This is a genomic window from Corynebacterium sp. HMSC071B10 (assembly GCF_001814825.1).
Classification (GTDB): domain Bacteria; phylum Actinomycetota; class Actinomycetes; order Mycobacteriales; family Mycobacteriaceae; genus Corynebacterium.
Window position 1 is genome coordinate 143,346 of sequence record NZ_KV818007.1, and the last position, 13,137, is coordinate 156,482.

A 13,137-nucleotide genomic window follows, 5' to 3' on the forward strand; every position below is an offset into this window, starting at 1 on the left:
GCGTTGTCTAAATGGAGCTAGCTCCGTTTGCGACCACGCCAAGCAACCGACGTCACCGGCGAAAACCTCCAACGTCATCCGCCGAAGAACCGAAAACCCGGACCAACAAGACCCCACAACCACCAAAAACCGGCCCCCAACAGGGGACCGGTCTCTCGAGCTACGTCTATTTAGCGGGCAGCGTGCTTGCCGCGCGGGGCAACCTCGACAACCTCAACGCCATCGGCAGCGTCAGCAGCGCCGACAGCCTGCTGGGTGTGCAGGCCCTCGAGGCGGGCCGGGTCGATGTTGAGGGCGCGCAGCTGGCGCTCGTCAAGGTCAGCGTAGACACCGGAAAGCGTCTTCTGGTCGTAGGTCCAGTCGGGCTCCACGTGGCCCTGCGGCTTGTTGTGGGAGGTGACGGTGCGCACCTGGTTCAGCTTCGGCTGGGTGGCGTGCAGCACCAGGCCGAGTGCGATGAGGACGGCGAGGGTGATCAGCCAGATGGTCTCAACGTGGCCCTTGTGGTTGCCAAAGTTGTAGGCGATAAGGAACAGGACGGAGACCCAGCCTGCGGCCTGGATGGTGCCGCGGCTCTGCTCGCTCCAACCGAAGCGTGCAGACGGGACGTCCGCCTCGGAAACGCCGTTGTACACCTGCGGTGCCTTATCCTTCGCGTGGGCCACTGCCATACTCCTTTGTCAGCGTCGGTGCGCTCCGGCCGTGCTGCGTGCACGCAGAATACCGGTGCGGAAAACAATACTGGGAACTATATTGTCACACTTCGCCCCCAAACGGGGATCTCGTACCCCTAATAGGTGCAAACTTTTGACCTACCCGCGCCCACGCCCCGACATACCGGGCGCGCGTGCCACAATGGCGGGGTGAAAAGAATTGTCATCTTAGGCTCTACCGGTTCTATAGGCACCCAGGCATGCGAGGTGATTCGCGCTAACCGCGACACCTTTGAGGTCGTCGGTATCGCTGCGGGCGGCCGCGACCCCGAGGCGATTATCGCGCAGGCCGAGGAGTTCGGCCTGCAGCCCGACCAGGTCGCGGTGCAGAATACAACCGCCGCCAAGCAGATCGGCGAGGCACTCGGCGGCACCGTGATCTCCGGCGAGCAGGCGGCGCGCGAGCTGACTGAGGCACACCAGGCCGACGTCGTGCTCAACGCGCTGGTGGGCGCAGCCGGTCTGTCGTCGACCCTCGCGGCGCTGCGCTCCGGCGCAGTACTCGCACTCGCAAACAAGGAATCGCTCGTCGCCGGCGGCCAGGTCGTGCTTCGCGAGGCCCCTGAAGGCGCGCTCGTACCAGTGGATTCCGAGCACTCGGCGATGGCGCAGGCGCTGCGCGCGGGCCGCCGCGAAGACGTCGCCTCCTTTGTGCTCACCGCCTCCGGCGGTCCCTTCCGCGGCCACACCCGCGAGCAGATGTGGGACGTCACGCCGAAGCAAGCGGTGACCCACCCGACCTGGTCGATGGGCACGATGAACACGATCAACTCGGCCACGATGGTGAACAAGGGCTTGGAGCTGATCGAGGCCAGCTTGCTCTTTGACGTCGAGCCTTCGCTTATCGACGTCACCGTGCACCCCCAGTCCATCGTCCACTCCATGGTCACCTTTGTCGATGGGGCGACGATCGCGCAGGCCTCGCCGCCGTCGATGAAGATGCCGATCGCGCACGCGCTCGCCTGGCCGGGCCGCGTCGCCGGTGCCCAACCAGCATTGGACTTTTCCACGGCCTCGGAGTGGACCTTCGAGCCACTCGACGACGACGCCTTCCCGGCGGTCGAGTTGGCGCGCCAGGTCGCGGCGCAGGGCGACCCTTACCCGGCGATCTACAACGCTGCGAACGAGGTCGCCGTCGACGCCTTCTTTGACGGCAAGATCCGCTTCCCCCAGATCGTGGACACGATCAAGGAGGTGTTGAACGGCGCGTCGAACTACGCGGCGGCGCCTTCGTCGGTGGAGGAGATTCTGGCGGTGGATGCGCGTGCGCGTCGAGAAGCAGCAGCTGCGGCGGCGCGCTTGAGCGGCGCGTAGGGGGCACCGGTGGGGATTCTCGGGATCGTACTGTTCGCGCTTGGGATTGCGGCGTCGATTGCGCTGCACGAGGCGGGCCACCTGGCGGTCGCGCGGGTGTGTGGCATGCGGGTGCGGCGATACTTCATCGGGTTTGGGCCCACAGTGTGGTCAACTACGCGCGGGCACACGGAGTACGGTGTGGCGGCGCTGCCTTTCGGCGGCTTTTGTGACATCGCGGGCATGACCGCACAGGACGAGCTCACTACCGACGAGGAGCCGCGGGCGATGTACAAGAAGCCGTGGTGGCAGCGCGTGGCGGTGATGTCGGGCGGGATCGTGATGAACCTGCTTATCGGCGTGATAATCACCTACCTGGTCGCGGTGATTGCCGCGATCCCGAACCCGTACGCCGATCGCACGCCCACCATTGGCGAGCTCGCGTGTACCTCCGATCAGGTCGACGCAGAGACGCTCGCGCCGTGCACAGGTCAAGGTCCGGCCGCGGAGGCCGGTCTGCGCCCGGGCGACAAGGTGCTGGCTGTCGACGACCAAGACGTGGTGGCGTTTACAGACCTGCGCGACTACGTCATGGCACGCCCCGGCGAGACCGTGGCCGTCGAGGTTGAGCGCGACGGCCAGCCGCTGACCGTGGACGTCCACGTGGACAGCGTGACTCGCCTCGACCCGGGCAGCGGCCAGGAATTCCAGGCCGGCGCAATCGGCGTGGCCAGTGCGCCGGTGAAAGACGCGATGCGGCAGTTCGGCCCCGTGGAGGCCGTCCCCGCGACCCTGCGCTTTACCGGGCAGATGTTGGAGGCAACCGTCGACGGCCTGATCGCGTTTCCGAGCAAAATCCCGGGCGTGGTCGCCTCCATCTTCGGTCAGGAGCGTGACGTGACCGGACCGGTGAGCGTGATCGGTGCCTCGCGCGCCGGCGGCGAGCTGGTGGAGCAGGACCTGTGGTCGGTGTTCTGGATGTTGCTCGCCAGCCTGAACTTCTTTCTCGCGCTGTTTAACCTGGTGCCGTTGCCGCCGCTGGATGGTGGGCACATCGCAGTCGTGCTGTACGAGAAGCTGCGCGATATGATCCGACGCCTCCGCGGCCTCGGCCCCGGCGGCCCGGCGGACTACCAAAAGCTCATGCCGCTGACCTACGCCATGGCCGCGGCTCTGCTCGCGGTCGGTGTCTTCGTGATGGTGGCGGATGTGGTCAATCCGATCCGGCTCGGCGGCTAAGGGGCGCACACAAGCGCGGTGCTAGAGTTGGGCACTATGAATCTCCCCATCGGACTAGGTATTCCTGAAGGCCCGCCACCCACGCTGGCGGAGCGACGCAAAACCCGCCAGCTGATGGTGGGGGACGTGGGCGTTGGCTCGGAGCACCCGATTTCGGTGCAGTCGATGACCACGACGAAGACGCACGATATCAACGCCACCCTGCAGCAGATCGCGCAGCTGGCCACCACCGGCTGCGACATCGTGCGCGTGGCCTGCCCGAAGACCGTCGACGCGGAGGCGCTGCCCGCAATTGCGGCGAAATCGCCGATTCCGGTGATTGCTGATATTCACTTCCAGCCGAAGTACATCTTCGCCGCGATCGACGCGGGCTGTGCCGCAGTGCGCGTGAACCCGGGCAACATCAAGGAGTTCGACGGACGCGTCAAGGAGGTCGCGAAAGCCGCGGGGGATGCGGGCATCCCCATCCGCATTGGCGTCAACGGCGGCTCGCTGGACAAGCGCCTGCTGGAGAAGTACGGCAAGGCCACCCCGGAGGCGCTGGTCGAGTCCGCGATTTGGGAGGCCGGGCTGTTCGAGGAGCACGGCTTCGGCGACATCGCGATTTCGGTGAAGCACTCCGACCCGGTGCTGATGGTGGAGGCGTACCGTCAGCTGGCGGAGCAGACCGACTACCCACTGCACCTCGGCGTGACCGAGGCGGGCCCGAAGTTCATGGGCACGATCAAGTCCTCGGTGGCCTTCGGCGCGCTGCTTTCGCAGGGCATCGGCGACACGATCCGCGTGTCCCTGTCGGCCGATCCGGTCGAGGAGATCAAGGTGGGCGACCAGATCCTGCAGTCGTTGAACCTGCGGCCGCGCAAGTTGGAGATCGTCTCCTGCCCGTCCTGCGGTCGCGCGCAGGTGGACGTGTACAAGCTGGCCGAGGAGGTCACCGCGGGCCTGGAGAACCTGGAGTACCCGTTGCGCGTGGCCGTCATGGGCTGCGTGGTCAACGGCCCGGGCGAGGCCCGCGACGCGGACCTGGGCGTGGCCTCCGGCAACGGCAAGGGCCAGATCTTTGTCAAGGGCGAGGTCGTCGAGACCGTGCCCGAGGCCGACATCGTGGAAACCCTGATCCGGCACGCGAACCGCATCGCGGAGGAAGAGGGCCTGGCGAAGGGCGAGGGCAGCGCGGAGGTCAAGGTCACCAACTAGACCTTTGCGTGTTGTACGCGTGGCAGCGCTGGGGAAGGCCCCGGCGCTGCTATTTTTGTGCCATGCAACGACTTCTCGCCCTGCTCACGGGCGCGGTCGTGCTCGCCTCCGCGCTCGCTGCATGCACCCCGCGCCCAAACGACGCACAACCCGCGGCGCAGGCAATGCTCGACGCGCTTGTCTCCCGCGACACTGAGGGGCTTTCCTCGCTTGTCGACGACCCCTCGTCCGCCTCCGCCTCCATCAACGCCACCTGGGACGGCCTGCAGGCCGACTCGCTGGACGCAGAGCTGACCGGACTAAGCCAGTCGGAAAACCTCGCCACCGCGACATACTCCATGCACTGGCAGCTACCCCGCGAGCGCGATTTGTCGTACGAGGCACAGATGACGCTGACCCAGACCGGGGACGATTGGACCGTGCGCTGGCAGCCGAGCGTGCTACACCCCCGCCTCGGGGCCCATCAGCACCTGGAGCTGCGTTCGATCACACCGAAAGAGGCGAGCGTGGTCTCCTCCGACGGCGTGGAGCTGCTCCGCCCAGGCATCGCCTACCGCCTGCTCGTCGACACCAACGCGATGGGTGCCGCGCCCGAGACCGCCTTCCGCATCTCGGAGGCGCTCGCCGCCGGCCATGAGGCGGATCGCGCCGTGCCGCTTCGCGACGCCGCGCAGCTGACCACCGACCTCGAAAACGCCCAAGGCACGTTCTCGGTCGCGATGGTGCCGCAAGGCGCTCAGCGTGTCGTCGAAGACAAGCTCGGCGGGCTTGCCGGTGTGCGCCTGAATGAGGAAGCAGCGATGGTGAACGCCGACCCGTCGTTTGCTCCGGACATCATGGCACGCGTGGGTGCGCTTGTCCGCGAAGACCTCGAGGGGGAGGCAGGCTGGAACGTCAGCGTGGTCAACGAGAACGGCGCTGCGTACGAGGAGCTCGAGCGTGAGGACGCCGCCCCTGCGCCCGCGGTGCACATCAGTCTGGACCACCGCGTGCAGCGGGCCGCAGAGGCCGCGCTCGAACCGGTTGCGGGCCAGCAAGCAATGATCGTGGCGATCCGGCCGTCTACCGGCGGCATCCTGGCTGTGGCACAGACGCCTGCGGCGGATAAGGACGGCAACGTGGCCACGATGGGCCAGTACCCGCCGGGTTCTACCTTCAAGATCATTACCGCCGCAGCGGGCATGGAAAAGCAGCAACTCGGCACCGGGTCGATCGTGCCGTGCCCGGGCACCATGGACATCTTTGGGCGCACGGTCACCAACTACGCGGGCTTCAGCCTGGGCGACGTGAGCCTGGAATCCGCGTTCGCGCACTCGTGCAACACCACGTTTGCTGACATCTCCACCAAGCTGGCTCCCGGCGAGCTGGCGCAGATTGGCAAACAGTTCGGCCTCGGACTGGACATGAAGATCCCGGGCCTGGATACGATCACGGGCTCGATCCCGGAAGGCGAGGAGCCCCTCGACCGCACAGAGGCCGGCTACGGGCAGGGCCTGGATTTGGCGAGCCCGTTTGGCATGGCGCTTGTCGCCGCCACTGCGGCGCATGGCGCAATGCCCGTGCCGTATCTGATCCAGGGCGAGAAGACGGAGCTGAGTGAGGAGCCCGGGGCGATGCCCCCGGAGGCCGTAGGCCAGCTGCAGCAGATGATGGCCGCGGTGACCGCGGCAGGTGGCACCGCCAACGGGATGAGCGCCGGCGGCGACATCCGCGGCAAGACCGGCGAGGCCGAAATCAACGGCGGCTCGCACTCCTGGTTCGCCGGATACCGCGCCGACGACGACATCGCGTTTGCCACCCTCATCGTGCTCGGCGGCGGCTCGGAAGCAGCCGTGGCGGTGACCGACCGGATGCTGCACAATCTGAACCCCTAACCGGCGCTTCTGAGTAAGCCATGGTGGGGGACTACCATGGCAGGCATGAATCAGAGAGGAAAACTCACTCCAGGAAAACCCACGCCGATCCGCAAGGTCCCGGCATCCATCGAGCGTCCCGAATACGCATGGAAGGACGAGGTACAAGAAAACGTCGGGGAGCCGCTTATCCAGACCGCGGAGACCATCGAGCGCATGCGCGAGACCTCGAAGATCGCCGCGAACGCTTTGGCAGTCGCAGGCGCTGCTGTGAAGCCCGGCGTGACCACCGACGAGATCGACCGCGTCGCGCACGAGTTCATGTGTGACCACGGCGCGTACCCTTCCACGCTCGGGTACCGCGGCTTTGAAAAGTCCTGCTGCGTGTCTTTGAATGAGATCGTCTGCCACGGCATTCCGGACACGACCGTCATCCAGGAAGGCGACATCGTCAACATTGATGTTACCGCTTACAAAGACGGCGTCCACGGCGACACCAACGCCACTTTCCTCGCGGGCGAGGTTACTCAAGAGCACCGCGACCTTGTCGAGCGCACCTACAAAGCCACCATGCGCGGTATCAAGGCAGCCAAGCCGGGCCGCGAGATCAACGTCATCGGTCGCGTCATCGAGTCCTACGCAAAGCGCTTCGGCTACAACGTGGTCACCGACTTCACAGGCCACGGCGTCGGCACGACCTTCCACAACGGCCTGGTTGTCCTGCACTACGACTCTGACGCCTACCGGGATGTCCTGGAACCAGGCATGACCCTGACTGTCGAACCGATGATCAACCTGGGTGGCCTCGAGTACGACATCTGGGACGATGGTTGGACCGTGCAGAACCGCGACGGCGAGTACACCGCCCAGTTCGAGCACACCATCGTCATCACCGACGACGGCAACGAGATCCTCACCATCCCAGACGAGCAGTACGCCGCCGGCCAGTTGATGCTCGGGTAGCTCGGCTGGATATTCACGGGGACTTTTGGGGTTTCGGGGGCTTGGTTCGTGAAGCCCGGTGCTGCTGGGGTGCAGTGCCGGGGACCAAGCAGGCTGGGGGAGGGGGAGTGCGTCGCGTTCTTCCGGACGCTGCGATGTCTCAACATGCTCGGTCTACATGGAGCTAGCTCCATGTGGAACGTGGCTCCATCCGCGACCAGGGGGGTCGCCACCTCGTAAACGGTAAATGGAGCTAGCTCCATGTAGAACCCGGCTCGATCCGCGACCAGAGGGTTTGCCACCCCGCAAACCGTAGATGGAGCTAGCTCGATTTGCAGGCGTTGCGCAAACCCTCACACACGCCACCAGCAACCACCAGACATATGAAAAACCTCCCACACCGAAACGGTGGGGAGGTGATTCAGGCTAGGACTTTGAGGTCCTTAGCTAGAGCTTCTTACAGCTTGATCAGACCGTTGTAGGAAGCGAAGTTGAAGCCAGCGATGACCAGGCCAACGAGAGCGCCGATGCCAGCAACGATGGTGCCGTCGATCCAGAGACGAGCCCACTGCGGCAGTGCGTCGCCCTGGGTCTCCTTGCCGAAAGCGTCAACGCCGTAGAACTTCTTGTTGCGGTCGTTGTCAGAGACGTATTGGGAAGAGCCCTTGCCACCGAAGAGGCCCTTGGTGCCGTCGCTGATGACCTGGCCAAGCTCCTTGTCATCCTCGGAGTAGCGCTTGCCGGACTGGAATGCCGGGGAAACGCCGTTCTGCTTGGTCTCCTCGCGGGTGTCGAACTGCTTGCCCTCGGAGGTGGAGCCCTGCTGCTCACCGGTGGAGGTGGAGCCCTGCTGGGTCTCCTCGGCCGGTTTCTCATCTGCCTGAGCGATTGCGGTGCCGCTGAGTGCGACGGTCAGTGCGGTTGCGGTAGCAACAGCTGCGGTGCGGAAGTTACGCATTGATGTTCCTTCTTTCGAGAAAGTCGTTGTTATCTGTGTGCGGGTTTCCGCGACTTACAGGTTCGGGAGGCCGTGGATAACGAAGTTGTAGGACGGGCCGACAACCAGGCCGATGAAAGCGGAGACTGCGGAGAACACGGTCAGCGCGTAGAAAGCCTTAGCCCATGCCGGCTGGTCACCGAAGCCATCCTTGGTGGAGCCGAAGATGGCCTTGCCGTCTGCGCCGGTGGCCTTACCGTTCTCGTCGGTTGCCTCGAAAGCGTTGCCGATCTTGCTGGAGAGGCTGCCGGCGCCCTCGGTGTCCTTGCCCGGCTGACGCTGCTCGAGCTGGGTCTCCTGCTCGTTGTTCTTGTCCTCTGCAACGGCCATGGTGGTGGAGCCGAATGCCACGGCGACTGCGGTTGCGCCTGCGAGGGCTGCCTTACGGAAATTACGCATGAAACGAAATCCTTCTCTGATAGTACTTGCAAGACGTCCGGGGATTAACGGAGAAAATCCAGGGGCCTTGGCTCCTAGGACCGAATGACAAGCCCGATGGACTCGGATCCCGGTGTCGAGGAATAACCATAATGGATAGTTCCTAGCGATGCACAAGGGCCCGCCTAAAAACTTTCAAGAGTGTGAAAAATGGGGCGAGTGTTATCTGGATTCGTAGCTTATCTGTTACACAACCATTATCTGACGTGCAGGTTTCCAAGCTCACTGACACTTTTCTGTCCGAAAATATAATCCCCCGATATGGGGGTGGTCGAATGGGTTATACCTCTCGAAAGGCCAGGTCGAGCCCGAGCAACGCATTCTCGACCACCTCGGGAAGTGCCGGGTGGATCCAGTATTGGCGCCGGACAAAGTCGCGGAGGTCCATGTCGTAGGCCATCACAGTGATCAATTGCTGGATAAGGGTAGAGGCTTGAGGTCCGAGTAAGTGCGCGCCAAGCAGCTTGCCAGTCTTTCGGTCCGCAATGAGTTTCACCAGACCGGTTTTATCCTCCAGTGCCCAGCCGTAGGCCACGTCGCCGTAGTTCTGTACCTTCACCGTCACGTCATGGCCCGCGTCCCGCGCCTGCTGCTCCGTCAGACCAACGACGGCGATCTGCGGGTGGGTAAACACTGCATATGGCACGTGCTCGTGTGGCATGGGCACCAGCGCGTCGGAGCCTCGCATGGCGGCCAGCACGTTGTGCGTCACGGCGCGCTGCTCCGCATTTGCCACGTGCTTGAGCTGGAACGGGGAGGAGACGTCGCCGAGTGCCCACACGCCCTCGGCGGTGGTGCGGCCGTACTCGTCTACCTTGACGCGACCGTCCTCGCGCAGCTCAACGCCGCCGGCCTCAGCATTCAGGCGATCGCCATTGGGCACGCGTCCGGTGGCGATGAGGAGTGCCTCGGAGGAGACCACGGTGGCGTCGTTAAGCGTGAGCTCGACTTGGCCATCTCGCTCGCGGGCGGAGGTGACGGTGCGGCCGATGTGGGTGGTGAATCGGCCCTCGGCCAGCTCGTTGAAGCGCTCGTGCAGCTCCGTGTCGAGCGCGCGCATCAGCGGCGATCGGTTCACAATCGTCACCTCGCACCCGAGGCCGTTGAAAATGTGCGCAAACTCCATCGCGATGAACCCGCCGCCCACAATGGTCAGCGACTTCGGCAGCTCGGGTAGCCGCATGATGTCCTCGTTCGTGTGGAAGGGCACGCCCTCGGCCCACTCCGGAATGAAGGGTCGCGCGCCCGCGGCAAGGATGATGGTGTCCGCGCTAATTCGCTTTTCGACGCCACCTTGCCCCGTCGCAAGCGTCTTGGGCCCGACAAAACTCGCGTGCATATCGAAGACCGTCACGTTCGGGCACTCGTCGCCGCGACGGTAGGCCTCGCCGCCGGAAGCGATCTGGTCAATGCGGTCAGTAAAGACGCGCTTCTGGATGGCTTTCCAGTCCGCGCCGCGGAACTCCAGGTCAACGTTGAGGTCCTTTGCCTCGCGGGCCTGGAGCGCGGCGTCGGCGGCAAGCACGAACATCTTGGTCGGGATGCAGCCGACGTTGAGGCAGGTGCCGCCGAAGGTGCCTTCCTCGATGATGGCCACCTTCTTGTCGTCAAACTCCGGGCTCAGGATGCTGTTGCCGGAGCCGGTGCCGATGATGGCAACATCGAAATGCTCAGTTAGTGCAGACAAAAGGTTTTCTCCTTATATATAAAGGCCTGGCAGAATTTTACTTTGATGTAAGGGTGTCGAGCCACGAGTAGCACGCCTTGAATGCTGCGTCGCGGGCGTGGAGGCCGGACAAGAAGACGTCGTGAAGCGCGCCGTCGATGACCTCTACTTCTGTTTCCTCGGCAAGGTGCGGTGCCCAGCGCTTGATCTGTTCCACGTCCAACACAGTGTCGGCGGTATCGGCGGCAGGCGAGTATTCCTCGCCAAGGTACGAGTGTGAGGACACAAGCGTGAGCACCGGCACCCCGGTATCCACGTCGTCGGCGTGGATGCGCTCTTGGCCCGTAACGATCGCGCGGAACCACCCGGTGTACTTCTTGTGGCCAGACAGGGGCTTCATCTTCGTGTTGAAGTCCCACTCGCCGTGGTGGTCCGCGTGGATGGACTCGCCGTAGGCGGTGTTGCCGCTGCTGGGGAGTGTGACGCGCGGCAGGACCCGGCCCGTGGCTTTGAGTACCGGCTTTGCCGTTTTGACCAGCAGGGGGCTGAACTGCAAGTCGATCCAGGGGCTGTTCAGGATGAGTCCCTGGATCAGCGCGTGGTCTTCCGTGGATGTGCGGCGCAGGTGATCGACCCACAGCGAGGTGATCAGCCCGCCCGCAGAGTGGGCGAGCGGGACGATACGACCGTGCTGCTGGGTAATCACGTGGAGCGCGTCGGAAAGCTCGGGGAAGTAATGCGCTAAGTCCTCGGTGTAGTGCCAGTACTCCCCGTTCTGGCGGGAGCGGCCGCAGCGGCGCAGATCGACGGCATAAAAGGCGTAGCCTGCGGCGGTAAACGCTTCCGCCACGTGGGTCTGGAAGAAGTAATCGCTCATCCCGTGGACCCACATGATGGCGGGTTTTTGCGGGTCGCGCTTGTCGGCGTGCAGGTTTGCCCGGACCAAGGTGGCGCGGATGGACTTTCCTGTATCGGGGTCTTTGCCCTGGTGGAGGTAGGCGGACTCGTAGCCGTCGCCCAGGATGTCGGGGTACCAGTCCACCTCGGGGGTCGCGGTTGTTGTGCGTTGCGTCATGGCAAGTAAGTGTAGTGCGGGTTTCTTGGGTGACGCTGGGTGCGGAGCGCGTGAGCGTCGAAAAGCAAAGGGCTAAACATCGTACCATTATTTGGGGGAGGTTATAGCCACATTTGCGTGTCGCAGGCGTATTGTTGAAGGGACGTGAAAGCACAACGCTTCGAAAGAGTGAAGAGGGAAACAACGATGTCTGATACAGCAGCGAATCGCTACGACGATGAGGTGGACGTTCTCCTTATCGGCGCCGGCATCATGTCCGCCACGCTCGGCGCCATGATCCGCGAGCTTGAACCCGAGTGGACCCAGGTCATCTACGAGCGCCTCGAAGGCCCCGCGCAGGAGTCCTCCTACGCGCTGAACAACGCTGGTACCGGCCACTCCGCGCTTTGCGAGCTGAACTACACCCCGGAGAAGAACGGCCGCATCGACGTTAACAAGGCGATGGGTATTAACGAGAAGTTCCAGATCTCCCGCCAGTTCTGGTCTCACCAGATCGAGCATGATGTGCTCGGGGACCCCAGCGAGTTCATCAACCCCGTCCCGCACGTCTCCTTCGCGCAGGGCAAGGATCAGATTGACTACCTGCGCCGTCGTTACGAGGCGCTGTCGGCAAACCACATGTTCCCCAACATGCAGTTCACCGAGGACCGCGACGTCTTCGCTGAGAAGCTGCCGCTGATGGCCAAGGGCCGCGACTTCGACGCTGAGCCGGTCGCCATCTCCTGGACCGATGCGGGCACCGACATCAACTATGGTGCGCTGTGCAACCAGTTCTTCGACGCTGCGAAGGAAGCTGGCACCGACATCCGCTACGGCCACGAGGTGACCAACCTCAAGCGCGAGGGTAACTTCTGGAAGGTCACCGTGCGCAACGTGCACACCGGGGACAAGAAGGTCACCCGCGCCCGCTTCGTCTTCGTCGGTGCCGGCGGCTACGCGCTCGACCTGCTGCGCAAGGCTGGTGTGCCCGAGGTCCGCGGCTACGCTGGCTTCCCCATCTCCGGCATGTGGCTGCGCACCACCAACCAGGAGCTCGTGGCGCAGCACAAGGCGAAGGTCTACGGCAAGGCAAAGGTTGGCGCCCCGCCGATGTCCGTGCCGCACCTCGACCTGCGTGTCATCGACGGCGAGGAGTCGCTCCTGTTCGGCCCCTACGGTGGCTGGACCCCGAAGTTCCTGAAGAAGGGCTCCTACCTCGACCTGTTCAAGTCGATCCGCCCGGACAACATCCCGTCCTACCTGGGTGTTGCCGCCACCAACTTCGGCCTGGTCAAGTACCTGGTCGAGGAGGTCTTCCGCGACTTCGACGGCAAGATGGATGTGCTCAAGGAGTACTACCCGGAGGCAGACCCGAAGGACTGGGACGTCGTCGTCGCAGGCCAGCGCGTGCAGGTGATCAAGCCCGCCCCGGCCCCGACCTTCGGCACCCTCGAGTTCGGCACCGCCCTGGTCAACGACCAGTCCGGTTCCATCGCCGGCATCCTCGGCGCATCCCCGGGCGCATCGATCACCCCGTCCGCGATGCTTGAGCTGCTCGAGCGTTGCTTCGGTGAGCGCATGATCGAGTGGCGCGACAAGCTCCACGAGATGTTCCCCACCTACGGCAAGTCGCTCAAGGAGAACAAGGCAGCCTACGACGAGCAGTGGGCCTGGACCCAGAAGACGCTGAAGCTGGAGCGCTAAACCCGCTAGCTTCCGGCGTTTAGCCCGCGCAGCCGGGGTCG

General features: G+C 64.0%; 11 protein-coding genes. 6 read left to right on the forward strand and 5 right to left on the reverse strand.

Going from position 1 to position 13,137, the window contains the following annotated elements:
- Positions 1-170: 170 nt before the first annotated feature.
- Positions 171-671, reverse strand: a complete 501-nt coding sequence (locus HMPREF2990_RS07335) for a DUF2631 domain-containing protein (protein ID WP_070763646.1) — start codon at positions 669-671, stop codon at positions 171-173.
- A gap of 192 nt (positions 672-863) precedes the next feature.
- On the opposite strand from HMPREF2990_RS07335, the gene dxr reads away from it, so the two are divergent.
- The 5 genes from dxr (at position 864) to map (ending at position 7,258) form a co-directional block, all read left to right on the forward strand.
- On the forward strand, positions 864-2,027 hold the full coding sequence (gene dxr / locus HMPREF2990_RS07340; protein WP_070763648.1) for a 1-deoxy-D-xylulose-5-phosphate reductoisomerase: 1,164 nt from the start codon (positions 864-866) through the stop codon (positions 2,025-2,027).
- 9 nt (positions 2,028-2,036) lie between these two features.
- Complete coding sequence (locus tag HMPREF2990_RS07345; protein ID WP_070763650.1) at positions 2,037-3,245, forward strand: M50 family metallopeptidase; 1,209 nt, start codon at positions 2,037-2,039, stop codon at positions 3,243-3,245.
- Between the two features lie 36 nt (positions 3,246-3,281).
- Entirely contained in the window at positions 3,282-4,442 is a 1,161-nt protein-coding gene (ispG, locus tag HMPREF2990_RS07350) for a flavodoxin-dependent (E)-4-hydroxy-3-methylbut-2-enyl-diphosphate synthase (RefSeq protein ID WP_070763652.1), read from the forward strand.
- A 62-nt stretch (positions 4,443-4,504) separates the two neighbouring features.
- The gene (locus HMPREF2990_RS07355) at positions 4,505-6,316 is read left to right on the forward strand and encodes a penicillin-binding transpeptidase domain-containing protein (RefSeq protein WP_070763654.1); all 1,812 of its coding nucleotides are present in this window, start codon (positions 4,505-4,507) and stop codon (positions 6,314-6,316) included.
- A gap of 45 nt (positions 6,317-6,361) precedes the next feature.
- A complete protein-coding gene (gene map, locus HMPREF2990_RS07360; RefSeq protein WP_141757840.1) occupies positions 6,362-7,258 on the forward strand; it encodes a type I methionyl aminopeptidase in 897 nt (298 codons plus the stop codon).
- 436 nt (positions 7,259-7,694) lie between these two features.
- Here map and HMPREF2990_RS07365 read toward each other — a convergent pair whose 3' ends face one another.
- The 4 genes from HMPREF2990_RS07365 to HMPREF2990_RS07380 form a co-directional block, all read right to left on the reverse strand.
- A complete protein-coding gene (locus tag HMPREF2990_RS07365; RefSeq protein ID WP_070763658.1) occupies positions 7,695-8,195 on the reverse strand; it encodes a hypothetical protein in 501 nt (166 codons plus the stop codon).
- Positions 8,196-8,249: 54 nt separating this feature from the next.
- On the reverse strand, positions 8,250-8,633 hold the full coding sequence (locus HMPREF2990_RS07370) for a hypothetical protein (protein ID WP_070763660.1): 384 nt from the start codon (positions 8,631-8,633) through the stop codon (positions 8,250-8,252).
- 319 nt (positions 8,634-8,952) lie between these two features.
- Positions 8,953-10,359 (reverse strand): mycothione reductase, encoded by a 1,407-nt coding sequence (gene mtr, locus HMPREF2990_RS07375; protein WP_070763662.1) that lies wholly within the window; start codon positions 10,357-10,359, stop codon positions 8,953-8,955.
- Positions 10,360-10,396: 37 nt separating this feature from the next.
- On the reverse strand, positions 10,397-11,413 hold the full coding sequence (locus HMPREF2990_RS07380) for an alpha/beta hydrolase (RefSeq protein ID WP_070763663.1): 1,017 nt from the start codon (positions 11,411-11,413) through the stop codon (positions 10,397-10,399).
- A 186-nt stretch (positions 11,414-11,599) separates the two neighbouring features.
- Between HMPREF2990_RS07380 and mqo the strand changes: the two genes are divergently transcribed.
- Positions 11,600-13,096, forward strand: a complete 1,497-nt coding sequence (mqo, locus tag HMPREF2990_RS07385) for a malate dehydrogenase (quinone) (RefSeq protein ID WP_070763665.1) — start codon at positions 11,600-11,602, stop codon at positions 13,094-13,096.
- The last annotated feature ends 41 nt before the right edge of the window (positions 13,097-13,137 follow it).